The organism is Sporosarcina saromensis, from assembly GCF_054901285.1.
This window is the reverse complement of record NZ_CM142738.1, coordinates 2,754,309-2,779,625: the sequence shown is the minus strand read 5'-3', so window position 1 is coordinate 2,779,625 and position 25,317 is coordinate 2,754,309. Positions and strand designations below refer to the sequence as shown.

The 25,317-nt window shown below is 42.5% G+C and carries 23 protein-coding genes; 22 read left to right on the top strand and 1 reads right to left on the bottom strand.

The annotated features are described in order from the left end of the window. The first annotated feature begins 32 nt into the window (after nt 1–32). From ACVHUV_RS14085 to ACVHUV_RS14020, 14 genes are all read left to right on the top strand, one after another. Nucleotides 33–434 (top strand): Asp23/Gls24 family envelope stress response protein, encoded by a 402-nt coding sequence (locus ACVHUV_RS14085; protein ID WP_317942019.1) that lies wholly within the window; start codon nt 33–35, stop codon nt 432–434. A 114-nt stretch (nt 435–548) separates the two neighbouring features. Continuing rightward, on the top strand, nt 549–929 hold the full coding sequence (nusB, locus tag ACVHUV_RS14080) for a transcription antitermination factor NusB (protein WP_317942018.1): 381 nt from the start codon (nt 549–551) through the stop codon (nt 927–929). 27 nt (nt 930–956) lie between these two features. Continuing rightward, nucleotides 957–1,832 carry a bifunctional methylenetetrahydrofolate dehydrogenase/methenyltetrahydrofolate cyclohydrolase FolD gene (folD, locus tag ACVHUV_RS14075; RefSeq protein WP_317942017.1) on the top strand — a complete coding sequence of 292 codons (876 nt, stop codon included), beginning with the start codon at nt 957–959 and terminating at the stop codon, nt 1,830–1,832. Between the two features lie 110 nt (nt 1,833–1,942). Then, the gene (gene xseA / locus ACVHUV_RS14070) at nt 1,943–3,301 is read left to right on the top strand and encodes an exodeoxyribonuclease VII large subunit (protein ID WP_462085018.1); all 1,359 of its coding nucleotides are present in this window, start codon (nt 1,943–1,945) and stop codon (nt 3,299–3,301) included. Beyond that, complete coding sequence (locus ACVHUV_RS14065) at nt 3,298–3,540, top strand: exodeoxyribonuclease VII small subunit (RefSeq protein ID WP_317942015.1); 243 nt, start codon at nt 3,298–3,300, stop codon at nt 3,538–3,540. The genes xseA and ACVHUV_RS14065 overlap by 4 nt, the downstream gene beginning before the upstream one ends. Beyond that, nucleotides 3,533–4,417: a polyprenyl synthetase family protein gene (locus ACVHUV_RS14060; protein WP_462085017.1), complete on the top strand. Its 885-nt coding sequence runs from the start codon at nt 3,533–3,535 to the stop codon at nt 4,415–4,417. Before ACVHUV_RS14065 ends, ACVHUV_RS14060 begins: the two co-directional genes overlap by 8 nt. 715 nt (nt 4,418–5,132) lie before the next feature. Continuing rightward, nucleotides 5,133–7,037 (top strand): 1-deoxy-D-xylulose-5-phosphate synthase, encoded by a 1,905-nt coding sequence (gene dxs, locus ACVHUV_RS14055; protein ID WP_462085016.1) that lies wholly within the window; start codon nt 5,133–5,135, stop codon nt 7,035–7,037. Next, a complete protein-coding gene (locus ACVHUV_RS14050; RefSeq protein ID WP_462085015.1) occupies nt 7,034–7,855 on the top strand; it encodes a TlyA family RNA methyltransferase in 822 nt (273 codons plus the stop codon). Before dxs ends, ACVHUV_RS14050 begins: the two co-directional genes overlap by 4 nt. A 25-nt stretch (nt 7,856–7,880) precedes the next feature. Next, the gene (gene ahrC, locus ACVHUV_RS14045) at nt 7,881–8,330 is read left to right on the top strand and encodes a transcriptional regulator AhrC/ArgR (protein WP_317942011.1); all 450 of its coding nucleotides are present in this window, start codon (nt 7,881–7,883) and stop codon (nt 8,328–8,330) included. A gap of 31 nt (nt 8,331–8,361) precedes the next feature. Then, entirely contained in the window at nt 8,362–10,059 is a 1,698-nt protein-coding gene (gene recN, locus ACVHUV_RS14040; RefSeq protein WP_462085014.1) for a DNA repair protein RecN, read from the top strand. Between the two features lie 117 nt (nt 10,060–10,176). Then, nucleotides 10,177–11,148: a SpoIVB peptidase S55 domain-containing protein gene (locus ACVHUV_RS14035; RefSeq protein ID WP_371389564.1), complete on the top strand. Its 972-nt coding sequence runs from the start codon at nt 10,177–10,179 to the stop codon at nt 11,146–11,148. Nucleotides 11,149–11,377: 229 nt separating this feature from the next. Then, complete coding sequence (spo0A, locus tag ACVHUV_RS14030; RefSeq protein ID WP_317942008.1) at nt 11,378–12,166, top strand: sporulation transcription factor Spo0A; 789 nt, start codon at nt 11,378–11,380, stop codon at nt 12,164–12,166. Between the two features lie 193 nt (nt 12,167–12,359). Then, nucleotides 12,360–13,928 carry a flagellar assembly protein A gene (locus tag ACVHUV_RS14025; RefSeq protein ID WP_462085013.1) on the top strand — a complete coding sequence of 523 codons (1,569 nt, stop codon included), beginning with the start codon at nt 12,360–12,362 and terminating at the stop codon, nt 13,926–13,928. After that, nucleotides 13,921–14,625 carry a glycerophosphodiester phosphodiesterase gene (locus ACVHUV_RS14020; protein ID WP_462085012.1) on the top strand — a complete coding sequence of 235 codons (705 nt, stop codon included), beginning with the start codon at nt 13,921–13,923 and terminating at the stop codon, nt 14,623–14,625. The genes ACVHUV_RS14025 and ACVHUV_RS14020 overlap by 8 nt, the downstream gene beginning before the upstream one ends. Before the next feature lie 281 nt (nt 14,626–14,906). On the opposite strand, the gene ACVHUV_RS14015 is transcribed toward ACVHUV_RS14020, so the two are convergent. Beyond that, nucleotides 14,907–15,137, bottom strand: a complete 231-nt coding sequence (locus ACVHUV_RS14015) for a DUF2627 domain-containing protein (protein ID WP_462085011.1) — start codon at nt 15,135–15,137, stop codon at nt 14,907–14,909. A gap of 126 nt (nt 15,138–15,263) precedes the next feature. On the opposite strand from ACVHUV_RS14015, the gene ACVHUV_RS14010 reads away from it, so the two are divergent. Genes ACVHUV_RS14010 through ACVHUV_RS13975 form a run of 8 tightly spaced genes read left to right on the top strand, consistent with a single transcriptional unit; the run spans nt 15,264 to nt 25,305 of the window. Beyond that, on the top strand, nt 15,264–17,300 hold the full coding sequence (locus tag ACVHUV_RS14010; protein ID WP_462085010.1) for a sigma 54-interacting transcriptional regulator: 2,037 nt from the start codon (nt 15,264–15,266) through the stop codon (nt 17,298–17,300). Nucleotides 17,301–17,317: 17 nt separating this feature from the next. Continuing rightward, a complete protein-coding gene (yqiS, locus tag ACVHUV_RS14005) occupies nt 17,318–18,226 on the top strand; it encodes a phosphate butyryltransferase (protein ID WP_462085009.1) in 909 nt (302 codons plus the stop codon). A 30-nt stretch (nt 18,227–18,256) separates the two neighbouring features. Then, entirely contained in the window at nt 18,257–19,354 is a 1,098-nt protein-coding gene (locus ACVHUV_RS14000) for a Leu/Phe/Val dehydrogenase (RefSeq protein WP_371389568.1), read from the top strand. Between the two features lie 31 nt (nt 19,355–19,385). After that, entirely contained in the window at nt 19,386–20,468 is a 1,083-nt protein-coding gene (buk, locus tag ACVHUV_RS13995) for a butyrate kinase (RefSeq protein ID WP_462085008.1), read from the top strand. A 29-nt stretch (nt 20,469–20,497) separates the two neighbouring features. Then, entirely contained in the window at nt 20,498–21,925 is a 1,428-nt protein-coding gene (gene lpdA / locus ACVHUV_RS13990; RefSeq protein WP_462085007.1) for a dihydrolipoyl dehydrogenase, read from the top strand. Nucleotides 21,926–21,975: 50 nt separating this feature from the next. Next, nucleotides 21,976–22,983 carry a thiamine pyrophosphate-dependent dehydrogenase E1 component subunit alpha gene (locus ACVHUV_RS13985; RefSeq protein ID WP_371389571.1) on the top strand — a complete coding sequence of 336 codons (1,008 nt, stop codon included), beginning with the start codon at nt 21,976–21,978 and terminating at the stop codon, nt 22,981–22,983. After that, on the top strand, nt 22,983–23,966 hold the full coding sequence (locus tag ACVHUV_RS13980; RefSeq protein WP_371389572.1) for an alpha-ketoacid dehydrogenase subunit beta: 984 nt from the start codon (nt 22,983–22,985) through the stop codon (nt 23,964–23,966). The genes ACVHUV_RS13985 and ACVHUV_RS13980 overlap by 1 nt, the downstream gene beginning before the upstream one ends. 19 nt (nt 23,967–23,985) lie before the next feature. Then, the gene (locus ACVHUV_RS13975) at nt 23,986–25,305 is read left to right on the top strand and encodes a dihydrolipoamide acetyltransferase family protein (RefSeq protein WP_462085006.1); all 1,320 of its coding nucleotides are present in this window, start codon (nt 23,986–23,988) and stop codon (nt 25,303–25,305) included. The last annotated feature ends 12 nt before the right edge of the window (nt 25,306–25,317 follow it).

Below are 25,317 nucleotides of genomic sequence, written 5' to 3'. Positions count from 1 at the left end.
GACCGTACACGATAGTAAGGGAGGAACAGTGAATGGCTGAAAAAACAAATCCTTCGTTCGTTGGAATGAGTTCAAAAGGTGACGCAATATTAGGTCGAGTCCAGCTTGCTCCTGAAGTGCTCGAAGTCATTATCGGTATTGCTACAAACGAAGTCGAGGGTGTAGCGACGACGAAAGGTAGCTTTGCAACAGGAGTGGCTGAGAAGTTCGGGAAAGTATTCCACGGAAAAGGCGTTAAAACGGAGTGGGTTGACGACAAACTTGTAATCGATGTGTATTGTGTCGTTCGGTACGGCTATTCGATCCCGAACGTTGCAACCGACATCCAAAAGCAAATTCGCCAAACCGTTTACAATATGACTTCACTCCAAACGAAAGAAGTGAACGTTCATATTACAGGAATCGCATTTGAATCAATGGCTGACACAGAGTGAAGTTGAAAAGCATCGTCCATAGGATGGTGCTTTTCAACTTGTCCTACTATATCTTCATCAACTGAGTATGCTATGATAAAGCCCAAGAGATATAGGAATGAAGGAGACGAAACAATGAAACGAAGAGAAGCACGTGAAAAAGCGGTACAAACCCTTTTTCAATTAGACAACACTGAAATGACTGTGGATGAAGCCATTGCTTATATTACAGACTCACCGGTCAATGCATTTTATGAATCGCTCGTTAAAGGGACGATTGAAAACCGACAAGAAATTGACGCTGTGTTAAAAGACAAATTAGAAAATTGGTCACTCGACCGATTACCTAAAATTGAAAGAACGGTACTCCGATTAGCTGTTTATGAGCTACTGCATAATGAAGACGTTCCGCATCGTGTCATTTTGAACGAAGCGATCGAACTCTGCAAGCAATTTGGAGACGAAAAATCAGGCCGCTTCGTAAATGGCGTCCTCTCTAAATTCGAAGAGAAATAAAAAACGGGTTGTGTGGAGGGAAAGTAGATGACTGCAAAATTGATTAGTGGTGTGACGATTGGAAAAGAAATAAGAGAAGAGATTGCGACGAGTGTACTTGATTTGACAACAGAGGGTTGCCAACCTGGTCTAGCGGTCATTCTTGTCGGTGAAAATCCGGCTTCTCAAACTTATGTGAAAAACAAAGAGAAATCCAGTATTGAAGTTGGTATGAAATCACAATTGATAAAACTTCCCGACACAGTTTCAGAACAAGAACTGTTAGGACATATCGAAGAGTTAAACAGTGATGATAGCATCCATGGAATCTTAGTTCAATTACCATTGCCGAAGCACATTAATGAAGATTTGGTCATCCGATCCATTGACCCGAATAAAGACGTTGACGGATTCCATCCACAGAATGTCGGAAAAATGATTATTGGCCAAGAGGGCTTTCTACCTTGTACACCATATGGCATTATGGAGATGTTGGAACGCAGTGGAATTTCAGTAGCTGGAAAGCACGCTGTCATTATCGGGCGAAGCAACATTGTTGGCAAGCCGATGGGGCAATTACTACTTCAAAAAGATGCTACTGTTACATATTGTCATTCTCGGACAAAAGATCTTCCATCTTTTACAAAACAAGCAGATATTTTAATTGTAGCGATTGGTAGAGCTAAATTTGTGACTGCGGATTTTGTAAAAGAAGGTGCCGTCGTAATCGATGTCGGTATGAATCGGGATGAAAACGGCAAATTGTGTGGAGATGTAGATTTTAATACGGTGAAAGAAGTGGCTTCCGCAATCACTCCTGTTCCTGGCGGTGTAGGGCCAATGACCATTACAATGCTGTTAAAAAATACAGTGTTAAGTGCTGAAACGGCACTGCAAGAAGGCCGATGCAAGCAACAAGCGTAAGCAAACACAGTTAACTTAACTGTGTCAGATGTCAATAGCATTTCAAAACAGCGCTGTTTTTCAAAAGAAAGACAGCGTTTCTATACGTAAGCGACTTGGGGGTATGAAGGATGAGTCAAAATCTATATCTGACTGTACAATCACTTACAAAATACATAAAACGCAAATTTGAAGCTGATCCCCACTTACGAAACGTCTTTGTAAAAGGGGAGTTATCCAATGTGAAAATTCACCCAAGTGGCCATATCTACTTTACACTCAAAGACGATAAGAGCCGTATCCAATCAGCGATGTTCAAAGGTGCAGCCAATCAGTTAAAGTTCAAACCCGAAGAAGGGATGAACGTTCTTATCAATGGGGATGTAAATGTCTTTGAAGCGAGTGGACAATATCAACTATATGTCCAGTCCATGCAACCTGATGGTGTGGGGGCATTATACTTGGCATTTGAACAATTGAAAAGACAATTAGCGAGTGAGGGTTTATTCGATCAACGATGGAAGCAACAAATCCCTACTTTACCTAAAAAGGTTGGTGTCATTACAGCGCAGTCTGGAGCTGCAATTCGAGATATTTGTTCGACAATCCAACGTCGATACCCGTTAACTGAAATTGTGTTGTTTCCGGCTGTTGTACAAGGACCTCAAGCAGCACCGTCTATTAACCAAGCGCTCATTCAAGCGGAACAATACGGTGAGATCGATGTCATTATCGTTGGTCGCGGTGGCGGGTCAATTGAAGACTTATGGGCATTTAATGAAGAATCTGTTGCGCGTGCCATTTTTTCATGTAAAATCCCGATTATTAGTGCAGTCGGCCATGAAACGGACACGACAATTGCAGATTTTGTAGCAGATATGCGTGCACCTACTCCAACAGCAGCAGCAGAATTAGCAGTACCTTCAAAAGAAGAGTTGTTTGACAGGATATTGCAAAGGAAGCGGTCAATTTATCGCTCTTTTTCCAATCAAATTAAAACGGAAAGAAAAAGGTTGGTAAACGTTCAACAATCTTATCCTCTCCAATACCCAGAACGATTGTATCGACCATTTATTGAGAAAATGAGTGCTCTAGACGATCGACTCGTGCGTAGTCGACATGAGTTGACTGCTACAAGAGTTGCAGAACATTCACGATTAGCAAAGATGTTGGCTTTTTATTCACCCAATGTGCGCATTAAAGAAGAAAGTCGCTCCACAACGTTGTTGACAGAAAGATTGACGAGAGCAATGCAAATCGAACTTCGCAATAAAACAGATCATTTCACTGCTTCTCTTCGGATGTTAAAAGCGCTAAATCCATTGGAAGTGATGGACAGAGGCTTTTCGATTGTGTATAAAGAAGGGAATGTCGCAAAATCTGTCAATACATTGACAGTAGGCGATCAACTAACCGTTCAATTACAAGATGGAACTTTACAAACTGAAATTCAGTCAATACAGTTGAAGGAAAAGGAGGAAGACAAATGAGCAAGGAGACGCTTCGTTTTGAAGAAGCAATGAGTAAGCTGGAAAGCATCGTTCAAAAATTGGAATCAGGTGATGTGCCATTGGAAGATGCGATCACTTTATACAAAGAAGGAATGGAATTGTCAGCGTATTGTCATGGGAAACTGCAAGATGCAGAAAAGCAACTCATTACAATAATTGATAAAGATGGTCAATCGAGCTCATTTGACCCTTCGAAAGGACAGGACACGAATGGATAAACAGTTAGAGATGTTCATGACAAAACACATACCTATGATTGATGAGCAACTACAGCAGTTATTAACAGGAGGCTATTCACCGATCTCTTTGAGGGAATCCATGCTCTATTCTGTCAAAGCAGGCGGCAAACGAATTCGTCCTCTTCTCGTTTTAGCGGTATTAGAGGATTTTGGTGTACAGTCTGCGGATGCACTGAAAGTCGCTAGCGCGGTGGAATTGATACATACATACTCACTCATACATGATGATTTGCCTTGCATGGATGACGATGATTATCGAAGAGGTCAATTGACAAATCACAAAGTTTTCGGTGAAGCGACTGCAGTATTAGCGGGTGATGCACTTCAAACGGCTGCATTCAATGCATTGGCATCATTAGAACATACCTCAGCAGAAAAAGCGCTTGCATTAGTTCGATTGTTAGCGGAAGCTTCAGGTGCAAAAGGAATGGTCGGTGGTCAAATCCTTGATATGGAAGGGGAAAAAGCATCCCTATCACTCGAACAGCTAGAAGAAGTGCATTTGCATAAAACAGGTGCCTTATTATCATTTTGTATTGAAGCAGGTGCAATCCTTGCAGGTGCAAATGAAAACCAAATCGCTCAATTACAAAGTTACGCGCGTAACATCGGCCTTGCTTTTCAAATAAAGGACGATATTCTAGATGTAACCGCAACGACCGAACAACTAGGAAAGCCTGCGAACAGTGATACCGATAGTGAAAAATCGACCTATCCATCCTTACTTGGATTAGAAGGTGCCCGTCTACAACTGGAAAAATACCATACGAATGCAATTGAATGTCTTTCGTTCTTACCGAGTAATAAATCTTACTTAGCGCTTTTCGCAGATTATATTGTTCAAAGGGAACTGTAAGTAGGTTTAATTTGCAAAGGTAATTGCTCAGAATTGGGAGAAACGTCTACGTCGCTCAATCAGAACAATGTTGAAACAGGCTTGATGATTAAAATTTATGAATGTAAGACTATGTGATTTTCCAAATTATCGTCGATATACATTGGATTTTTGGTCCAGATGGATGCGTTCCGCGGGCACCACTTCAGCCAAGCGAACTGTGTAAGTTGAGCTTTGTCGTATTTCTGTGCTTTTACAGAAACTAAAACAGCAATTTATTCTGTCGTTTCGCTCGCTCAAGGGTTTTCAGCTAGTGCTGTTCTCGCAGGAAGTGCAGTAACGAAGAACGGCTTTTGCGAACAAAAAGTGGAGTGTTGAGAGAACATCTTAGCACTTCGCCCGTTTTGAACTCCAATCCTGATGAGCATCTTCTAATGTGTGTGGTAAATAAAGTCCTGTCACAAACTAATTGGCTGGAGTGCAGGCGCCGACTCCAGCGGGGGAATAGCACGATTGGTGAGACCCCGGAGGGAGCGAAGCGGACGAGGAGGCTCACCCGTGCCCCGCGGAAAGCGTGCGCCGGAACGCAAGCCAATGGGTTCGAAGAAGTCAACTTGTAAATACGTGGTTAATCAACAGAACAATGTTGAAAGTTTCTATTGGAAGGCCTTCTTGTTATAATGAATACAATTACTTACTAACAGAGGCAATCAATTTACAAAGGTGTGTGATCGTTATGGATCTGAATCAAATAACCAATCCGTTCTTTTTGAAAAAGATGAATAAAGAGCAATTGACGGAATTAGCGAAGGAAATACGAAAGTTTCTAATTGAAAACCTTGCTTCGACAGGTGGGCACATTGGACCGAATCTAGGTGTAGTCGAACTGACAATCATGATGCACAAACTGTTTCATAGCCCTGAAGACAAATTTATATGGGACGTCGGTCATCAAGCGTATGTGCATAAAATCCTAACAGGCAGAGCAAACCAGTTTGGGACACTTCGACAATATAAAGGGTTGAGCGGATTCCCTAAAATGGCTGAAAGTGAACACGATGTATGGGAAACCGGACACAGTTCGACATCTCTTTCTGCTGCGATGGGAATGGCTGCTGCAAGAGATATGCAAGGCAAATCCAATTATGTCATTCCGGTAATTGGCGACGGTGCCTTAACGGGTGGTATGGCATTAGAAGCACTCAATCATATTGGCCATTTGAAAACGAATATGATCGTTGTGTTAAATGATAATGAGATGTCAATTGCGCCAAACGTAGGAGCTTTGCATACAGTTCTAGGCAAATTGCGTACTGCAGGCAAATACAACAGTGCAAAAGACGAGTTGGAATATATTCTGAAGAAAATCCCTGCGGTTGGTGGAAAAGTAGCGGCTGCTGCTGAGCGAGTGAAAGACAGTTTAAAATACTTGCTCGTATCAGGGGTGTTTTTTGAGGAGCTCGGATTTACGTATTTAGGGCCAATTGATGGACATGATTTCGCAGATCTTGAACGTAACCTTTTGTATGCGAAAAAGATGGAAGGGCCAGTGTTGCTTCATGTCATCACGAAAAAGGGGAAAGGTTACCAACCTGCCGAAGAAGATAAGAAGGGCACATGGCATGGAACTGGACCGTACAAGATCGAAACGGGTGATTTTGTGAAATCGCCAACAACAGCGCCGTCTTGGAGTGGACTAGTTGCAGAAACGGTAAGGAAATTAGCGAGAGAGGACAAACGGATTGCGGCCATTACACCTGCAATGCCGGTTGGTTCGAAACTGGAGTCCTTTGCTGAAGAATTTCCTGAACGCTTCTTTGATGTCGGGATTGCTGAGCAACATGCTGCTACGATGGCAGGTGGCTTAGCGACACAAGGGATGAAACCGTTTTTAGCGATTTACTCAACGTTCCTCCAACGCGCATACGATCAAATGCTACATGATATTACGAGGCAAAAGTTAAATGTTTTCATTGGCATCGACCGTGCTGGGCTTGTCGGTGCAGATGGTGAGACACATCAAGGTGTATTCGATATTGCATTTTTAAGACACTTGCCGAATCTTGTGATCATGATGCCTAAAGATGAAAATGAAGGCCAACATATGGTGAAAACGGCTTTTGACTACAATGAAGGGCCGATTGCAATGCGTTATCCAAGAGGGAATGGATTAGGCGTAAAAATGGATGAACAGCTTAAGCCGATTCCAATTGGTACATGGGAAGTTTTGACCGAAGGAACGGATGGGACAATCTTGACGTTTGGAACAACGATACCGATGGCGTTGGAAGCAGCTGAAAAGCTCTCTAGCAAAGGAATCTCTGTGAAAGTTGTAAATGCTCGTTTCATTAAACCGCTAGATACGGATATGTTGGATCTTTTGTTTGTGGCAGGTAAACCAATTGTGACGGTCGAAGAGGCAGTGTTAGCTGGTGGATTTGGCAGTTCGGTCATTGAATATGCCCATGATACGAAGGCAACAACTGGTTCCATCGATCGCATTGGAATTCCTGATGAATATATTGAACACGGAAGTGTAGATAAACTGTTAGAGGAAATTGACGTTACTGCGGAAGCGATCGTAGCGACGATGGAAAAAGCTGTCGAAAATACGCTTGTGAGAAAAAGGGAAAAGATATGACGAACGGGCAACAAAAAGAACGAGTTGATATTTTACTTGTCCAAAGAGGACTCGTTGAAACGAGAGAGCAAGCGAAACGGTCTATCATGGCTGGCCTTGTATACTCGGCTGAAACACGAATGGACAAACCAGGAGAAAAGGTTAAAGTGGATGCACCATTGCATGTGAAAGGTTCCGCTTTGAAATATGTGAGTCGTGGTGGTTTAAAACTTGAGAAAGCATTAGAAGTCTTCGAATTGGACGTGACAGGCAAAATAGTATTGGACATCGGCTCTTCTACAGGCGGATTTACCGATTGTGCATTACAGAACGGCGCGGAGCATTGTTATGCACTTGATGTGGGAACGAACCAGCTCGCTTGGAAAATCAGGAGTGACGAACGGGTCACTGTTATGGAAAAAACGAACTTCAGACATGCGACACCCGCATTGTTTACAAACGGTTTGCCACATGTTGCGACAATCGACGTTTCTTTCATATCATTGACACTTATACTTCCACCATTAAAAACAATTCTACTACCCGGTGGAGATGTGGTTGCGCTCGTGAAGCCTCAGTTTGAAGCAGGAAAAGAAAAAGTAGGGAAAAAGGGCATTGTCAGGGAAAAGTCTGTGCATTTGGAAGTATTGCGAAAAATAGCCGATGTTGCAATCGCGAATGGATTTTCCTTAACCGGTATTTCTTTTTCCCCTGTTACAGGGGGAGAAGGGAATATTGAGTTCCTCTATCACTTGAAATCTGAATCCACCCCTGTGAATGGATTCACGACCGACGATTTTGAAAAGTTATTGCATGAAGCTTATAACCACCTAACATAAACAACTTTGCATTGGAGTGATATTCATGAACAAGGGGCAGAGGCATCTAAGAATTCGTGACATAATTTCTAACGAAGAAATTGAAACGCAAGATCAACTTGTCGATAAACTAAAACGTGCAGGCGTTGACGTGACGCAAGCGACAGTCTCTAGGGATATAAAGGAATTGCACCTCATTAAGGTGCCTGTTCAAGATGGAAGATACAAATATAGTTTGCCGACTGTCCAAAAATACAATACAGAAGAGAAACTTCGGCGCATGCTAACAGACGCTTTTGTTAGTGTGGATAGTGCAAGTCATTTTATCATCTTAAAAACACTCCCGGGTAACGCACACGCTGTAGGTTCACTTGTCGATAATCTCGGTTGGGAAGAAATGCTTGGGACGATTTGCGGAGATGATACATGTATGATCATCTGTCGGGAAGAGGCACTAACAGAAGAGGTCAAATCAAGACTATTAGCGTTACTTTAACGGTACTTTCGACAAAGGAGATGCATCCTAAATGCTAAATGAAATTGCCATCAATAACTTTGCCATCATCGAACATCTTGAAGTCCCTTTTGATGAAGGGCTTACGGTTTTGACAGGTGAAACAGGTGCAGGTAAGTCGATTATCATTGACGCTGTGCAACTTCTCGCAGGTGGCAGAGGCTCTCAAGAATTCATACGGCATGGTGCAAAAAAAGCGGAGTTGGAAGGAATGTTCACCGTAGAAGCGGAAGATCACCCTGTTTTTGAAAAGATGAGGGAGTTTGGGATTGACGCAGAAGACGGGAGCATTATTTTACGACGGGATATAAATTCAAACGGAAAAACGACTTGCAGAGTAAATGGTAAACTTGTCACCATCGCGACGTTACGTGAAATTGGTTCACAATTAATTGACATTCATGGGCAACATGATAATCAAGAACTAATGCAGGAAAAACGACATATCCATTTACTTGATCAATTCGCCGGACAACCACTTGCCGAAGCACATGCGAACTACATGGATGTTTTCGATCGGTACAGTAGATTAAAAAAGAAGCTGGCAGCAACTTCTCAAAACGAACAACAAATTGCCCAGCGTATTGACTTGTATTCTTTCCAGTTGCAAGAAATTGATGCTGCTTCGTTAAGAATTGATGAAGAAGAAGAGTTGGAAGAAGAGAAGTTGAAACTGCAACATTTTAATCGGTTGTTCGAAAGGTTACATACAGCATACGAGTCAATAAGTGGAGACAATCATGCGCTGGATTGGGTTGGCTCTGCAATGAGTGATTTGGAAGATGCCGCTTCGATTGATAAACAACTTGCTGCTCACGCAGAAACGGTTTCTACTAGTTTCTATGCATTGCAAGATACTGCACACGAGATTAAGAGTCTAATTGATGAAATGGAATTCGACCCTTTACGCTTGGATGAAGTGGAAAATAGGTTAGCAATGCTTAATGCTTTAAAAAGAAAATACGGCAAGACAATCGAAGACATTGTTATTTATCGCGAAAAAATTGCGGATGAGCTTGATCAGTTGTTGAATCGTGACGAACGGATACATGCAGAGGAAGAAAAATTAGAACAGTTAAAGAAGGATTTGGAAGTTGAAGCGAATGAGCTATCGATGATTCGACGAGAAGCGGCAGTGCGATTAGAGGAAGCAATTATGACACAGCTGACCGAATTGCATATGGCCAAATCGACTTTTCATGTTTCCATTGAACGAAAAAGTGCGGGCAATTTTGATGCAAGTGGTTTTGATGATATTGCGTTTCTCATCTCTACAAATGTCGGGGAACCGCTAAAACCGTTAGTGCGAATTGCTTCAGGTGGCGAACTTTCAAGGATTATGTTAGCGTTAAAAACAATCTTTTCAAAACATCAAGGTATTACTTCCATCATTTTTGATGAAGTGGATACAGGTGTGAGTGGACGAGTCGCACAAGCAATAGCGGACAAAATCGCAATGATTGCTACACATTCGCAAGTATTGTGCATTTCCCATTTACCACAAGTTGCGGCGATGGCAGATCATCATTTCTTCATTTCCAAAGATGTAAAAGGTAACCGTACAACGACAGCTGTAACCGAAATTGTGGATCTTGACAGGACGAAAGAGCTGTCAAGAATGCTTTCTGGTGCAGAAATTACTGCGCTAACACTTCAACATGCCGAAGAGTTATTGACAATGGCAGAAGATAGAAAAGAGCAATTTCGTTAACGGATTAACTGGAATCGGTGGCGCATACTTTTGTATGCGTTTTTTCTTTATTTAACCTTTCATAAGTTCGGTTTGAAAGGACATACCAATAGTATCTTTCAGCCGAGGAGGTGAACCATGGGATGGAGTAAACGAGTCAAGTTGTCCGTTTCGTTCGCTGCGATTTTGTTTTTTCTCCCGTTCCATCATGAAACATCAGCATTGGCAAGTGAACAAGTGATACCGATGGGGCATTCCATAGGGATTCAAATGGAATTGTCGGGTGTGTTTGTCACGAACGATGTGCTATTGAATGGCGATAATTGGTTACGGGCCGGAGATGCTGTCGAACAAATTGATGATGCTGTCATAAGTAATCTGAAGGATTTTGAATCCGTTATGGCAACAGCTACATCAAAGCAAAATGTGTTGAAAGTGAAGCGACACGATTCGACACTTGAAATTTCAGCAGACCAAGAAGCCGTAAAACGCCTCTTACCCTTCTTGAAAGACCGGACAGAAGGGACAGGTACGTTAACTTACGTCGATCCGAAAAAAGGGACGTACGGTGCGCTTGGCCATCAAATCGTGGACAGTTCTTTGAAATCTCCACCTACCTTTAGACACGGCGCAATTTACCTCTCTGAAATTGAACAAATTAAGAAAAGTACTCCAGGAACCCCGGGTTATAAAATTTCCACCATCATTGCTGATGAAGACTATTTAGGCACCATTCAAACGAATGGGATTTATGGGATTTTCGGCATCTGGAATGATGCTTATAAGAAAGTGTTAGCGAAACCACTCGATATTATGCAACCATCCGAATTACAAACAGGGGACGCAGAGATTTTTACAACTGTAAAAGGGACCGAAGTCGAAACGTTCTCCATCCGGATTACGCAAATTGAAGACGAACAATTTCATTTTGTATTAACGGACCCCGAATTGCTGAAAACAACGGGTGGCATTTTACAAGGAATGAGTGGAAGTCCTGTTATCCAAGAAGGAAAATTTGTCGGTGCAGTCACACACATGTTTGTGGATGAACCGACGAAAGGTGCAGGGTTGTTTTTAGTAACGATGAGAAGTGGGGAAAAAAACAAGTAAGTGTTACATGAACAATGGCTACAAAAAAGGTCAATCCTGCGTGGATTGGCCTTTTTTATAAATTTCCGTCGAAAATTAGCGAAACCATCGTACGGAAGGTCTATTTTTAAAGAATTAAGAGGATAATCTATTTGTTTGTCGAATTTTTCCTTTACAGCAAACTAAATTCATGCAAATAATGGAACAAGACGTTTTGCCATGGATGAAAAATGAGTAGGGGGAAAAAGGGATGGGCAAATTGAAAGTTGCAATAGCGGATGACAATAAGGAACTTGTAAAAACGATGAATGTCTATTTTGATCAACATGAAGAGCTTGAAGTGATTTGGAATGCACATAATGGGAAGGTCTGTTTAACGATGCTCGAGGACAAAAAGCCGGATGTCCTGCTTCTCGATATTATTATGCCTCACCTTGATGGAATCGCAGTTCTAGACACCATTAAAGGAAATCCTGATTTTGCTGATATGCATATCATTATGCTAACTGCATTTGGTCAAGAAGACGTAATGGCACAAGCTGGAGGACTCGGTGCTTCTTACTTCATGTTGAAGCCATTTGAGTTCGATCGGCTAGTTTCTCAAATATTCCAAGTCGTCGGCGCGCAAAAGCAAGTGAAACCAACTCTTCAACAACCGAGTGAACAAGACCCTGCATTAACACAACGTGCTTTAGATACAACAATCACTTCCATCATTAAGGAGATTGGTGTTCCGGCTCATATTAAAGGGTACGCGTTTTTGCGGGAAGCCATTCAAATGGTTTACATGGATGTTGAATTACTCGGTTCAGTTACAAAAGTGCTCTATCCCGATATTGCCGATAAATATAAAACTACGCCATCTCGTGTAGAACGAGCAATTCGTCATGCAATTGAAGTGGCTTGGAACAGAGGAAATTATGACGTGATTTCTAAAACATTTGGTTATACTGTCCATCACCTGAAAAGCAAACCTACCAACAGTGAATTCATTGCAATGATTGCTGACAAAATACGATTGGAACATCTAGTAAGCTAATTTTCTTAAACAATTATTCTTGCATTCATACAAATCGATTTTTGTACAATCCACGCATTCTTTTACGAAAGTAGAAGGGGGCGTTTTTTTTGTTTTGCAGTGTAATGACGAAAATTTTCATTTATCAACTATTAAAACATGCCCCAACGTACTATAATGGTTAGAATAGCTTGAATTAAAGAGGTGTCCAACTATGTTAGTTGAAAATGATTTTTTCACTTTATATATCGAGGGAGAAGAAGTGTTCATTGACTTACAAAAAATCGGATTCCCGTTAAAGTCTTTTGAATTGATAACAAATCAGCATCCACGAATAAAAATCAGTTCGTTCCCAGAATTGCGCAAAGCGCTTATGGAAGTAGGGGAAAAACATAAAATCGGTTACTATTTACCGATTATAGATATTCAAGTAAGCCAAAACAAAATGCGTGCGGACGTACTCTTTAATGTGACGTCTAGTCAGTTGGAAAATGAGAAGGCGCGTTTAATTAGCCAGGCTGAGAAAGCACTTGATGAATATGGAATCGTTTTTGGAAGAACGAATTTAGCTGAATCTGCTATTTACCCTTGCACACCTATTGTTGCAGCTGTCGGACAAGATCCTGTTAAAGGGCAAGATGCGAAAATTACCTATATTGCGCGACCTGAAAGAAAACCGGTCATTCGTGAAGATGGGATAGCGGATTATTATGAAATGAACTTTGTGACTCATGTGCAAGAAGGGGATTGGTTAGGTGAAAAAATTCCTCCACAAGAGGGAACACCAGGAAGAGATATTTTCGGTGTGGAAATTGCAGCGTTAAGAGGAACGGACGCAAAATTACTATATGATCGGAAAGCTGTCATTGAAGTAGACGAGGATGGTAAAACTGTTCTTCGTGCAATGTTCGGGGGCGCACTAGAATTCACAGATGACGATGTTGTGAGTGTCAGTCGCGAGCTGATTATCAATGGGGATGTAGGTCCAGAAACCGGTTCGATCACCTTTGAAGGTGCTGTCACAATATATGGAACAGTTTTGGCGGGCTACTCAGTTAAAGCAACAGGAGATATATCGATTGAAGGAAACGAAGGCGTAACGAATGCAAAAGAAATTTGCTCGTCAGAAGGTGATATTTATATTAAAGGCGGCGCGTTCGGTGGAGACATGTCCTTAATCGAAGCAAGTGGTGATTTGTTCATTAAGCACGCAAACAATTGCAAAATCTATGCAAAAAATCTGTACGTAGGTTTATATATACTCGGATCTGAAGTAGTCGCTGATCACGTTTTTGTGGATAAAAATCGCGGGAAAATCATTGGTGGCCGAATCGAAGCACTTTTTAGTATCGAATCCGCATATGCCGGAAATGTACATGAACGCTTGACGCACTTAATTGCAAAAGGGATTGACAAAGATCGAATTTACGAAGACATCCAACAGATTGCGCAAGAATTGAAAGATATACAGACAACTGTTTCAACTCTCGAAGAACAATTGGCTAAAATCGATCAACTTAGCGGAAACCAGTTACTCGGTGAGCAGGCAAATGTCTATGCAAAGTTAAGAGCAACGCTAGATGCAAGTAGAAGTAAAATGTTCGAACTAGACCAAGACATTCAAATGGGACTTCGTAAAATAAAGGTCGCAGAACCACCACGAATTCATATAGCTAAAGAGGCTCACGCGGGTGTCGTCATTCAAATTGGTCAACTTTCAAGAACAATTACGTCAACGACTACGGGGACATTTGAAGTGATTGACCAGGTGTTACATGTCTAGACGGCTTGTGTTTGCACATAGAGGAGCCTCAGGTAGCCGATTTGAAAACACGTTATCTGCGTTTAGTGCAGCAGTGCAACAACGTGCAGATGGAATCGAACTCGATGTGCAAGTGACAGCAGACGGTATCCCGGTTGTTGTGCACGATGAGGATTTGGTACGTGTTGCGGGTATTCGACGTAAAGTTTCCGACATGTATGCGAGTGAATTGCAAAACATTCGAGTCGGAAAGCGATTTATCCGCTCTCTATTCGGGCATCCAATTCCAACATTACGGGAATCGATCTCTTTTTGTGCAATCAATCAATTGGCACTCAACATTGAACTAAAAGCCTCTGTTGCAGAGAATTGTTCAATTTTAGAGGAGATCATTGACATGGCAGGTTTGTTGAATAACGTACATATTTCCTCGTTTGATGAAACACTCATTCAACAAATTAAGACATTGCATCCACAAATGGAGACCGCGTTACTTCTACGAAAGAAAACGACAGATTGGGATTCATTACACAGGTATACGTTTGCAGATGGCTTTCACTTTCATAAAAGATTGTACAAGGAACCTTATTTGAGTAAGCTAGAAGCGAGTGGAAAGCGCTTACGGGTTTATGGTGTAACGGGGAACGAGCCATTTGTACAATCTCCCTCTGCAGCAGTTGTTGGATGGATTACAGATTTCCCGCAACGATTTTCTTGAGGACGAAGGTAAAGGGCTATCGTAATCCCATAGACCTCAGAGTGTAGACAAAGTCGATTTTTACTTTGTCTACACTTTTTTAATGAAATTTGTAATACATAGAAAGTTCTTCAGCCTGCTTGAAAACGCTTGTCAGCCTAGGCGCGAAGTCGAGCGAAGACGCGAATAGAACTAAAGTTCATGAGCGGACGAGCGAGACGAGCAACAACGGATGCGAGCGTTTGTCAACAGGCTGAGGGCTATCGGAATATCCGATAGCCCTTTACCTATGAAGAAAAGTTTTATTTCAATCGTTCTTGTACTCGCCCTTTTCTACGATCTCTGCGTAATAGAAATCCTGCAAAAAACCATAGCCCTGCACCAAACATCAGAAAACCTACCGTAAACTGAAGCCAAATGAAAGGGAACAGACTAAATTGAATGCCAAATATGGAATCACGCATTAATTTAATGCCACCAGCCGTGACCAATATAGGGATTAAAAGAACAATAAACGCTGCCATACGTGCCATATTATCAATCTCCTTACTGTTTTTAATTTTACCTGCTCATGAAATATTGTCAAGACAGGCGCAGTCGTGTATGATAGAAATAGATTTGCAAAAGATTGCATGCTGCAAAAAGGAGATTGAATATCCTTGCAAAATGTTCTCATCGTAGGAGCGGGTTCTGGTGGTACAATCATTCTGAATCTCCTCTTGAATTTAGATTTCATGAAAGTAAAAGCAATAATTGACAAAGACGAGCAAGCACCTGGACTGCTTATTGCAAAAGAAAAAGGAATTTCATACGGCACGGATTGGAAAGAATTCATGGTAGATGACATTGACATCGTTTTTGATGTCACAGGGGATGATGCGGTTTTCAATGCGTTATTAGCAAGTGTTCAACCGAGCACTTTACTTATCCCGGGGTCAGTTGCAAATCTTTTGGTTGGTTTGTTGAACGAAAATGATCGGTTCATTAGAAGTATGCAAACGCAAATGGATCGTCAACGGCTTATTTTTAATTCAATCGATGAAGGGATGATCGGAATCGATCGTCACGGGACAATTGATTTTATTAATGAAAGCGCTTGCATGATGTTAGAAGTTTCTGATAGTTATGCATTAGGAAAGCCTATTCACACGATTATCCCTGAAAGTAATTTGCCAAAAGTTTTCAAAACAGGTAAGCCTGAGCTGAACATTGAACTCGTGCTGCCGAATGGGCTGGAAATTGTCAGTTCTCGGTACCCATTGTTAACTGCCGAGGGAGAAGCATTCGGAGCTTTTGCGGTGTTTAAAGATGTGTCGGAAGTTGTTCAGTTGGCCGAAGAAATTACCGATTTGAAATCCATTAAAACGATGCTTGAAGCGATTATCCATTCAAGTGACGATGCCATTTCTGTCGTAGACGAAAAAGGCAATGGCATTATGGTCAACCCTGCGTATACACGAATTACAGGACTTACAGAAGACGAAGTGATCGGTAAACCGGCGACTGTAGATATTAATGAAGGCGAAAGTATCCATATGAAGGTACTCCAAACACAGCAACCGGTTCGTGGTGTCAATATGCGCATTGGAGAAGACAACCGAGATGTTATCGTCAATGTCGCACCGATTATCGTTGACAAGCAAATGAAGGGAAGTATCGGTGTCATCCACGATATTACAGAAATGCGGAGCTTGATGAAAGAATTGGATTGGGCTCGACAAATCATCCGTAAGTTGGAGGCGACATATTCATTTTCGGATATCCGAGGCACGTCGATGAATATTTCAATTGCGATCGACCAAGCTGAAATAGCAGCAAAAACGGTCATTCCTGTCATGTTGAGGGGGGAACCGGGTACTGGCAAAGAATTGTTTGCAAATGCAATTCATAGTGGCAGTGAGCGGAAAGCACACAAATTCATTCGACTGAATTGCAGTGCAATCGATCCTTCCATTATGGAAAGAGAACTGTTCGGGGAAGCGCAGCATGAAAGTTTGAAAAACCGACGAATTGGATTGTTGGAGGAAGCAGCTGATGGGACGCTTTTTCTAGATGAAGTGACTGATTTGCCGATCAGTACCCAAACAAAACTGCTTGACTACTTACAAGAAACGAATATTCCTTTGTCACCCGACGAAATGACGGGAACGAAGAAAGCACGAATCATTGTCGCAACTTCAAAGAATTTGGAAAAGGCCATAAATGATGGAACCTTTAACATGGAGCTCTATTATTTTTTAAATCGTCTATCCATCCAAATTCCACCTCTTCGTACGAGAAAGTCTGATATTCCCGCTATTGCAAAACACTTGTTAGTCAAGTTGAACCAAGAGTTTGGCATGAATGTGGAGACATTAACGGAAGAAGCCTTGGACAATTTACAACAATATGATTGGCCGGGAAATGTACGTGAATTGGAAAATGTTCTTAGTCGAGCGATGATTTATATGAAACCCGGCACAACAAAAATCCATGACACAGACATTAAAAGATCACTTTCCACAAATGGTGAGAAAACGGGAGAGCCTGTATTACCTGAGAAGAGCACGCTCGCATCCATAATGGATGAATACGAACGATCCGTTTTGGAGAAGGCATTGGAAGAACATGATGGCAATAAATCACTGACAGCAAATCGTTTAGGAATCTCGTTGCGTTCCTTATACTACAAACTAGAGAAATACAAACTCATCTAATGACAAGGAGGCAACTGATGAAAACACTTGAAGCGTTAGTCGATGAAACAGCTACATCCGGTACACGCATTGTATCCGTAGCATGTGCAGCAGATAAGGAAGTACTTGCTGCTGTTGAAATGGCGATGATGAGAGGGATTGCTTCGTTTATCTTAATTGATGACGAAGACCATTTACATACGATGATCAACAAGGAATTTCCTGAACTTGTCCGTCATCCAGCCATCCAGATCGTTCAAAGCAACTCGAAGAAAGACGCTGCGGAAAAAGCAGTGCGAGCTGTATCGAGCGGGCAAGCACATGTGTTAATGAAAGGGAACGTACCGACTGCTACACTGTTGAAAGCTGTATTGAATGGTGACTACGGGCTGCGGACCGGTAAAGTATTGTCACATGTAGCTGCTTTTGAAGTGACGGGGTATGAGCGGTTATTGTTCGTGACAGATGCAGGCATGAACATTGCTCCTACGCTAGAAGAGAAAGCACAAATCATTCAAAATGCTGTCGTTGCAGCACGTGCTTGTGGCGTAACCTTGCCAATTGTAGCACCTTTAGCTGCAATTGAAACAGTCAATCCAAAAATGACGCCGACGATGGATGCCGCTGCACTCGTCGTGATGAACAATCGTGGCCAAATAACGGATTGCATCGTGGATGGACCGTTAGCTCTCGATAATGCAGTGTCCATCGACTCTGCAAAACATAAAGGCATAACAAGCGATACAGCAGGTAAGGCGGACATCTTACTTGTGCCTTCAATCGAAGCAGGGAATATTTTGTATAAATCATTGATGTATTTCGCCAACGCAAAAGTAGGCGGTATCATACAAGGTGCTAAAGCGCCAATTGTCCTCACGTCCAGATCGGACAGTGCGGAAAGTAAATTATATTCGTTAGCACTTGCAATCCAAACATCAAAACAATAACATCGGGCAAACCGAAGGAGGATATTACTCATGGAAATTTTCAACTATATGGAGAAACACGATTACGAACAATTAGTCATCTGTCAAGATAAAACATCGGGGTTAAAGGCGATTATTGCCATTCACGATACGACATTAGGACCTGCTTTAGGTGGTACTCGCATGTGGACATATGCAAGTGAAGAAGAAGCGATTGAAGATGCACTTCGTCTTGCGAAAGGTATGACGTATAAAAATGCTGCAGCTGGTCTAAATCTTGGTGGAGGAAAGACGGTTATTATTGGAGATCCTAGAACCGATAAGAACGATGAAATGTTCCGTGCATTCGGCCGCTTCATTGAAGGGTTGAACGGACGCTATATTACTGCTGAAGATGTTGGGACAACAGAAGCGGACATGGATTTAATTCATTTGGAAACAGATTATGTAACAGGCGTATCAGCTGAATTCGGTTCTTCAGGCAACCCATCTCCTGTAACTGCATTCGGAGTATTTAAAGGCATGCAAGCAGCTGCAAAAGAAGCATTCGGAACAGATTCTCTTGAAGGTAAAGTCGTTGCTGTTCAAGGTGTAGGAAATGTGGCGTATACACTCTGTGAGTATTTACATGAAGCAGGCGCAAAATTGATCGTAACGGATATTAACAAGGAAGCTGTGCAACGTGCAGTAGATGCGTTTGGCGCAACTGCAGTTGAAACAGACGAAATTTATTCGCAAGATGCAGACATTTTTGCACCATGTGCATTAGGGGCAATCATTAATGACGAAACGATTCCACAATTAAAAGCGAAAGTCATTGCAGGTTCAGCAAATAACCAATTGAAAAACCCGGAACATGGAGATTTGATTCACGAAATGGGCATCGTCTATGCGCCTGATTACGTTATTAACTCTGGTGGTGTTATTAATGTCGCAGATGAGCTAGCGGGTTACAATAGTGAACGTGCGCTAAAGCGTGTAGCTGGAATTTACGATACGATTGAAAAAATCTTCGCGATTTCAAAACGTGACAATATCCCATCTTATGTTGCAGCGGATCGTTTAGCTGAGGAACGAATTGCTCGGGTAGCGAAGTCACGTAGCCAGTTTTTACAAAACGAAAAAAGTGTTTTGACTCAAAAGAAATAATAGCAACGCTAACATCATTGGGGGAATTATTGTGCAAGAAAACAGTTATACAATCCTTGTCATCAATCCAGGCTCAACATCAACGAAAATAGGTGTCTACAACAACGAACAATTAGTACTTGAACAGACCATCAGACACACTAACGAGGAACTTGCACAATATGCTTCAATTATTGACCAATATAGTTTCCGTAAAGATGCAATTCTCCGAAGCTTACAAGAGGGTGGGGTTGTATTAACGGATTTGCAAGCTGTTTGTGGGCGAGGTGGACTGCTCCGTCCAATCTCAGGAGGAACGTATGAAGTGAATGAGGCGATGCTCACTGACTTGAAGAAAGGGTACGCTGGGCAACATGCCTCTAATTTAGGCGGCATCCTGGCAAGTGAAATCGCTTCATCTCTAGGTGTTCAAGCTTTTATCGTCGATCCTGTCGTCGTCGATGAATTGCAGGCAGTCGCAAGGGTGTCCGGCTTCTCCCTCATCCAAAGGAAATCGATATTTCATGCATTGAATCAAAAAGCAGTTGCGAGAAGATATGCGAAACAAGTTGGTAAAAACTATGATCAGTTAAATCTCATCGTTACACATATGGGTGGTGGAATCACAGTAGGTGCCCATTCCGGTGGGAAAGTGATTGATGTGAACAATGGTTTGCATGGGGATGGTCCTTTCAGTCCTGAGCGTGCTGGAACGGTTCCAGCAGGAGAATTAGTAGAACTGTGTTATTCCGGTAAGTATTATCGCCATGAAATTATGGCAAAATTAGTTGGTCAAGGTGGTCTTGTCGGCTATTTAGGGACGAATGATGCCGTCACAGTTGAAAAGCGTATCGATAAAGGTGACGAAGACGCTGCGCTTATTTACGAAGCGATGGCGTACCAAGTTGCGAAGGAAATCGGTAGTGCTGCAGTCGTACTGGGCGGAAAAGTCGATGGAATCATCTTGACGGGTGGTCTTGCATACGGAAAACAATATGTCGAAATGATTGCATCCAAAGTTCGGTGGATTGCGGATGTTACGGTGTACCCTGGAGAAGATGAACTAAAAGCATTAGCTGAAGGTGCTTTACGAGTATTGCAAGGTGAAGAAAACGCAAAAACGTATCCTGGGTAAAAGGATAGTTGAAGGAGGCCGTGTAAAGAATGGCACAAGAATACGATGTAGTGATATTAGGCGGAGGGACTGGTGGTTATGTTGCCGCCATCCGTGCAGCCCAATTAGGCTTAAAAACAGCACTAGTTGAAAAAGATCTACTTGGAGGCACTTGCTTGCATAGAGGATGCATTCCTAGTAAAGCATTACTGAAAAGCGCTGAAGTCTATCAAATGACAAAAAACGAAGCAACGCATTTTGGCGTAGATACAACGGGGACGACGTTGAACTTCTCAAGAGTGCAAGCTAGGAAAGACGAGATTGTCAGCCAGTTACATAAAGGCGTTACAGCCCTTATGAAAAAAGGTAAAATTGATGTCTATGAAGGACATGGAAGAATGCTAGGACCGTCAATCTTTTCACCAATGCCAGGAACCATTTCAGTGGAAATGAATAATGGCGAAGAAAATGAAATGCTTATTTTGAAAAACTTGATTATCGCGACAGGTTCAAGACCACGTACACTACCCGGTCTTGAGTTGGATGAACAACAAATCCTTTCATCTGATGGAGCGTTACGAATGACCGAGTTGCCTAAGTCAATGCTAATTGTTGGTGGCGGCGTCATCGGAATTGAATGGGCATCCATGTTAAATGATTTCGGTGTAGAAGTAACAGTCGTTGAATACGCAGACCGCATTCTCCCGACAGAGGATGAAGACATTTCTAAGGAAATGAAGAAGCTATTGAGTAAAAAAGGGATTACATTTGTAACAGGTGCAAAAGTGTTGCCGGATTCATTGGAAAAGTCCGAGGATTCCATTTCCATTGCTGCAGATGTATCTGGTGAAACTACACAATTTACAGCAGAAAAAATGTTAGTTTCTGTTGGAAGACAGGCAAACACAGAAGGAATTGGCATTGAAAATACGGAGATTCAAATCGAAAATGGCTATATCCAGACGAAAACGACTTTCCAGACGAAAGAGAGTCACATTTATGCAATTGGTGACTGTATCGGTGGTCTGCAATTAGCACACGTCGCCTCCCACGAAGGAATTACTGCTGTGGAACATATTGCAGGTAATAACGTTGAACCGATAAATTATACAACTATCGCGCGTTGTATCTATTCAAGTCCAGAAGCTTCAAGCGTTGGTTTGACAGAAAAACAAGCGAAAGAGCAAGGATATGACGTGAAAGTAGCAAAATTCCCGTTTGCTGCAATCGGTAAAGCGCTTGTAAATGGGAATGCTGATGGGTTTGTAAAAGTGATTGCCGATAAACAATCGGATGACTTGTTAGGTGTTCATATGATTGGTGCACACGTAACGGATTTAATTTCCGAAGCTGGTCTTGCAATGGTGCTAGACGCAACGCCTTGGGAAGTGGCGTCTACTATTCACCCGCATCCATCCTTATCTGAAGTCATTGGTGAAGCGTCCTTAGCGGTTGACGGTAAAGCCATTCACATGTAATCCGAAAGCATATGAACAATTGAATTTAAGAGTAGAAGGGGGATTCTATAATGGCAAATCTGCGTCACGAAGAACTAGGATTGACGAAAGAGGACGTATTAGAAATTTATGAAACAATGGTTATGGCGCGTCGATTGGATGAGCGTATGTGGTTGTTAAACCGTGCTGGGAAAATTCCGTTCGTTATTTCCTGTCAAGGTCAAGAAGCGGCTCAAGCCGGAGCTGCTTATGCGTTAAATAAAGAAAAAGATTGGATTGCACCGTATTACCGTGATATGGGCGTTGTTTTACATTTTGGAATGACACCGAGAGATTTAATGTTATCGGCTTTTGCGAAAGCAGAAGATCCAAACTCAGGTGGTCGACAAATGCCAGGGCATTTCGGTCAACGGAAAAATCGGATTTTGACGGGTTCTTCTCCTGTAACGACACAATTACCGCATGCAGTTGGTGTGGCACTGGCGGCGAAGATGAAGAAAGAAGATTTCATCACGTTCGTTACATTGGGTGAAGGGTCTTCCAACCAAGGGGATTTCCATGAAGGGATGAACTTTGCAGGTGTTCATAAGTTACCGACAGTCGTCATGGTAGAGAACAATAAATATGCAATTTCCGTACCACTTGAGAAACAGTTGGCATGTGAAAACGTTTCTGATCGCGCAGTCGGCTATGGTATGCCTGGCGTCACAGTAGACGGAACAGACCCACTTGAAGTGTACCGAGTTGTAAAAGAGGCAGCTGATCGTGCACGTAGCGGTGAAGGGCCGAGTCTCGTCGAAGCAGTTTGCTACCGATTGACAGCACACTCTTCGGATGATGATCATCGTTTATACCGCGATGCAGAGGAATTGGAAACCGAAAAGAAACTGGACCCAATCCCTAAATTTGCAGCGTACTTAAAAGAAGCAGGACTCATGGATGAGGCATATGAAACTGAATTAGAAAAACGTATTATGTCCATCGTCAACGAAGCGACTGAATATGCAGAGAAAGCTCCTTACGCAGAGCCGGAATATGCACTCCGTCATGTGTATAAAGAGGATGGGGGGAACGAATAATGGCTGTTTTATCGTACATCGATGCAATTACACTTGCGATGAAAGAAGAAATGGAACGTGATGAAAATGTCTTCGTTCTTGGAGAAGACGTCGGTCGCAAAGGTGGCGTCTTTAAGGCGACTACTGGCTTATACGATCAGTTCGGCGAATACCGTGCACTCGATACTCCGTTAGCAGAGTCTGCAATTGCTGGAGTCGGTATTGGAGCTGCGATGTATGGCATGCGTCCAATCGCTGAAATGCAATTCGCTGATTTCATCATGCCTGCTGTGAACCAAATCGTTTCGGAAGCTGCGAAAATCCGTTATCGTTCGAACAATGACTGGTCATGTCCGATTGTAATCCGTGCGCCGTTTGGCGGTGGGATTCACGGTGCGCTTTATCACTCCCAATCCGTTGAATCGATGTTTGCGAGTACACCGGGTCTGAAAATTGTCATCCCATCTACACCGTATGATGCGAAAGGGTTGTTAAAAGCAGCAATCCGTGACGACGATCCTGTTCTTTTCTTTGAACATAAACGTGCGTATCGGTTAATTAAAGGGGAAGTGCCTGAAGAAGAGTATGTGTTGCCAATCGGAAAAGCAGATGTTAAACGTGAAGGTGACGATCTAACAATTATCACATATGGTCTTTGTGTCCATTTCGCATTACAAGCGGCAGAAAGACTTGCTGAAGATGGCATCTCAGCGCACATTCTAGATTTACGAACTGTTTACCCGTTGGATAAAGAAGCGATCATTGAAGCTGCTTCTAAAACTGGCAAAGTATTATTAGTAACAGAAGACAACTTGGAAGGCAGCATTATGAGTGAAGTGTCTGCTATTATCGCAGAAAATTGCTTGTTCGAGCTTGATGCACCGATTAAACGATTAGCAGGACCGGATATTCCGGCGATGCCATATGCGCCGACAATGGAGAAATTCTTCATGGTTAATCCGGACAAAGTTGAAAAAGCAGCACGTGAACTTGCAGAGTTTTAATTGACAGGAGGTTGTCGTTTTGGCAATTGAAAAAATTGAAATGCCTAAATTAGGTGAAAGTGTCACAGAAGGAACCATTGAAAAATGGCTCGTTAAGCCGGGGGACACTGTTAATAAATACGATCCGTTGGCGGAAGTGAATACAGATAAAGTAACAGCTGAAATTCCGTCATCTTTTGAAGGGACGATTAAAGAGATTATCGTCCAAGAAGGTCAAACTGTTGAGGTAGGTGTCGTCGTCTGTACAATCGAGACGGCAGGTGGAGGAGAAACGCCGTCAGTTGCGACAGACAACGAAGCGGCAGCTCCTGCTAAAGAAGAACCTGCTAATGAGATGCCTGCAGCACGTAGTACAAAACCCGCTACTCCAGTTGCAAAAGGAGCTGGGGCGGCGCGCTATTCACCAGCGGTCATGCGCTTAGCTCAAGAACATGGAATTGATTTATCGCTCGTGCAAGGGTCAGGGAAAGAAGGCCGTATTACACGGAAAGACTTGCAAGCAATCATTGCATCAGGTGAAATTCCAACTGCTCCTGCGGAAGTGACGTCTGCAGCTCCTGCTGAACAGCAACAGACACAAGCTTCTCCACAACCGACAAGTAAGCCTGTTGAGCAGCCGTCTATACCTACTGCAGCCGGCGATATTGAAATTCCAGTGACTGGAGTCCGTCGTGCAATCGCGTCCAATATGCTACGCTCCAAACACGAAGCGCCGCACGCTTGGACAATGATTGAAGTCGATGTGACAAATCTCGTTCAATACCGGGATTCCTTGAAAACTGAATTCAAACAACGTGAAGGTTTCAACTTGACGTACTTTGCGTTCTTTGTCAAAGCAGTTTCACAAGCGTTAAAAGAGTTCCCAATGATGAATTCCATGTGGGCTGGCGACAAAATCATTCAAAAGAAAGACATCAATATATCCATTGCAGTTGCTACGGAAGATGCGCTCTATGTACCTGTTATTAAGCATGCGGATGAAAAGACAATTAAAGGAATTGGACGCGATATTAATGACCTCGCTTCAAAAGTCCGTTCCGGCAAGTTGAAATCCGAAGAAATGCAAGGTGGCACATTTACCGTAAACAATACGGGATCATTTGGCTCCGTACAATCAATGGGAATCATCAATTATCCACAAGCGGCAATTCTACAAGTGGAATCGATCGTGAAACGTCCTGTTATTATGGATGGTGGCATGATTGCTGCGCGTGATATGGTAAACCTTTGTTTGTCACTAGATCACCGTGTATTGGATGGTCTCGTAGCTGGCCGTTTCTTAGCTCGCGTAAAAGAGATCCTCGAAAACATCACGCCTGCGAATACGTCTATTTATTAATGACTACAAGAA

Bases quoted from the DNA above. Each gene is read 5' to 3' on its own strand.
- ACVHUV_RS14085 (WP_317942019.1), top strand. From the start codon at position 33: ATGGCTGAAAAAACAAATCCTTCGTTCGTTGGAATGAGTTCAAAAGGT.
- nusB (WP_317942018.1), top strand. From the start codon at position 549: ATGAAACGAAGAGAAGCACGTGAAAAAGCGGTACAAACCCTTTTTCAA.
- folD (WP_317942017.1), top strand. From the start codon at position 957: ATGACTGCAAAATTGATTAGTGGTGTGACGATTGGAAAAGAAATAAGA.
- xseA (WP_462085018.1), top strand. From the start codon at position 1,943: ATGAGTCAAAATCTATATCTGACTGTACAATCACTTACAAAATACATA.
- ACVHUV_RS14065 (WP_317942015.1), top strand. From the start codon at position 3,298: ATGAGCAAGGAGACGCTTCGTTTTGAAGAAGCAATGAGTAAGCTGGAA.
- ACVHUV_RS14060 (WP_462085017.1), top strand. From the start codon at position 3,533: ATGGATAAACAGTTAGAGATGTTCATGACAAAACACATACCTATGATT.
- dxs (WP_462085016.1), top strand. From the start codon at position 5,133: ATGGATCTGAATCAAATAACCAATCCGTTCTTTTTGAAAAAGATGAAT.
- ACVHUV_RS14050 (WP_462085015.1), top strand. From the start codon at position 7,034: ATGACGAACGGGCAACAAAAAGAACGAGTTGATATTTTACTTGTCCAA.
- ahrC (WP_317942011.1), top strand. From the start codon at position 7,881: ATGAACAAGGGGCAGAGGCATCTAAGAATTCGTGACATAATTTCTAAC.
- recN (WP_462085014.1), top strand. From the start codon at position 8,362: ATGCTAAATGAAATTGCCATCAATAACTTTGCCATCATCGAACATCTT.
- ACVHUV_RS14035 (WP_371389564.1), top strand. From the start codon at position 10,177: ATGGGATGGAGTAAACGAGTCAAGTTGTCCGTTTCGTTCGCTGCGATT.
- spo0A (WP_317942008.1), top strand. From the start codon at position 11,378: ATGGGCAAATTGAAAGTTGCAATAGCGGATGACAATAAGGAACTTGTA.
- ACVHUV_RS14025 (WP_462085013.1), top strand. From the start codon at position 12,360: ATGTTAGTTGAAAATGATTTTTTCACTTTATATATCGAGGGAGAAGAA.
- ACVHUV_RS14020 (WP_462085012.1), top strand. From the start codon at position 13,921: ATGTCTAGACGGCTTGTGTTTGCACATAGAGGAGCCTCAGGTAGCCGA.
- ACVHUV_RS14015 (WP_462085011.1), bottom strand. From the start codon at position 15,137: ATGGCACGTATGGCAGCGTTTATTGTTCTTTTAATCCCTATATTGGTC.
- yqiS (WP_462085009.1), top strand. From the start codon at position 17,318: ATGAAAACACTTGAAGCGTTAGTCGATGAAACAGCTACATCCGGTACA.
- ACVHUV_RS14000 (WP_371389568.1), top strand. From the start codon at position 18,257: ATGGAAATTTTCAACTATATGGAGAAACACGATTACGAACAATTAGTC.
- lpdA (WP_462085007.1), top strand. From the start codon at position 20,498: ATGGCACAAGAATACGATGTAGTGATATTAGGCGGAGGGACTGGTGGT.
- ACVHUV_RS13985 (WP_371389571.1), top strand. From the start codon at position 21,976: ATGGCAAATCTGCGTCACGAAGAACTAGGATTGACGAAAGAGGACGTA.
- ACVHUV_RS13980 (WP_371389572.1), top strand. From the start codon at position 22,983: ATGGCTGTTTTATCGTACATCGATGCAATTACACTTGCGATGAAAGAA.